The sequence below is a fragment of the Streptococcus sp. GMD4S genome (assembly GCF_000296955.1).
Genome location: NZ_AJRE01000233.1, coordinates 1 through 1,343, shown reverse-complemented (window position 1 = coordinate 1,343; position 1,343 = coordinate 1). Strand labels below are relative to the sequence as shown.

2 protein-coding genes and 1 pseudogene are annotated in these 1,343 nt (G+C 37.8%); all 3 read left to right on the top strand.

Annotation, left to right across the window (positions count from 1 at the left end; genetic code table 11):
- Positions 1-112: 112 nt before the first annotated feature.
- Positions 113-640, top strand: a complete 528-nt coding sequence (locus GMD4S_RS08955) for a hypothetical protein (protein WP_008294306.1) — start codon at positions 113-115, stop codon at positions 638-640.
- 55 nt (positions 641-695) lie between these two features.
- On the top strand, positions 696-1,136 hold the full coding sequence (locus tag GMD4S_RS08950; RefSeq protein WP_008289759.1) for a hypothetical protein: 441 nt from the start codon (positions 696-698) through the stop codon (positions 1,134-1,136).
- Positions 1,129-1,309 (top strand): annotated as a pseudogene (locus GMD4S_RS13790) (hypothetical protein); the annotation flags it as partial. The gene GMD4S_RS08950 and the pseudogene GMD4S_RS13790, both read left to right, overlap by 8 nt.
- Positions 1,310-1,343 lie beyond the last annotated feature (34 nt).

Genomic DNA, 1,343 nt, shown 5'->3' with positions numbered 1-1,343 from the left:
AAAGATGTATCAAACCTTGTATGGTTAGATTTTTAGAGAAAGTAACTTCTTACTCAACGCAATGCTGTATGAACAAGACTTCTATGATAACTTAGACAGAGGGGGTGAAAAAATGTCAGGACTTAAAAAAATACTGATCGTTATTGGTTCTGTAATTGCCTTAGCTACTGGCTTGAATCTTTATTTTCAGTATCAAAACCACCAAGAACATATGCAATTAAAAACCTCCTTTGAAGAGAGGGACAATATAGTCGTCTTACAACGTTTGATGGCATCAGAAAAATATGCACCTGACATCCGTAAAGCGGGCTATGTCGTTCCTCCCGATGGAGCTATTCGATTGGATGGAGGAATTGACTCCATAGAGATAAAAGGAGACATCAATTTGGACATCTCAAATCCGGGACGGAATGGGGTTACTGCTTATTTTGAAATAGAGATAGATGGTAGAATAACTAGTGTACTCTATGAATTGGATAAGAACTTTGATTTAGTTTCTAGCGCTTATTTTCAAATAAATGAAAGAAATATAAATGAGAGGGTGACTATTCCCAAAGTCGAAGAAGAGCGCCTATTAAAGATTGTTCAAAAAGAGCTTGATGTCTTCATGAAAAAGATGTATCAAACCTTGTATGGATAGTTTGTTATATTAGACTCAGGTGAGCTGACAGGACCAACTTAAGGAACTGAAAAAATTGAGGGAAGAGCAGTTAGCTATCGTAGAAGCTCAGATTCAAGCGAGGGAGAACTGGCTAAATCAAATCAAAGACCTCTTTAGTCTCATTTGGGGGAGAGCCTTCTCTGAGAAGACCATCCTCTACAATACCAAGTCTCAAATCGAGTCGGGTATTCAGGATTTGGATGACAAGATTGAAAAATTAGAATTCTTTGTCTCAGAGGTTTCCCAGTATTTCAGCGATAGTCTAGAAGTCCTTAGCTTAGTGATTCAAGGAGCTACGCAACTAAGTAAAATCATTGTCGATAGCGATGGCAACTACTATGCGGACGGTGTGGACATGAGCTGGGTGCAGAAGATGAAGGATGTGAAGGTTGAGAGTGCAAAATATGATTCTTCTAAGAAAGCTAAGGATTTGCATAAAGAATACCAGAAAATCTTAGATAAGTTGGAAAGATGATAAAGAGCTTCCAAACAATCAAACAGATATTCATTTGGTAAAGAATGGAATTGTTGTCAACTACCAAGGGGAGAAAGTTTTTTTATGTAACCAATAACAAGTCCTACACGATTACCATGACCAATGTAGACGACAAGCCAGCTTACTTTGAAGCTCAAGTGGTGGATCGGTAAAATTTCAGCTCTCAAATGAGGGCTTTTTTAGATT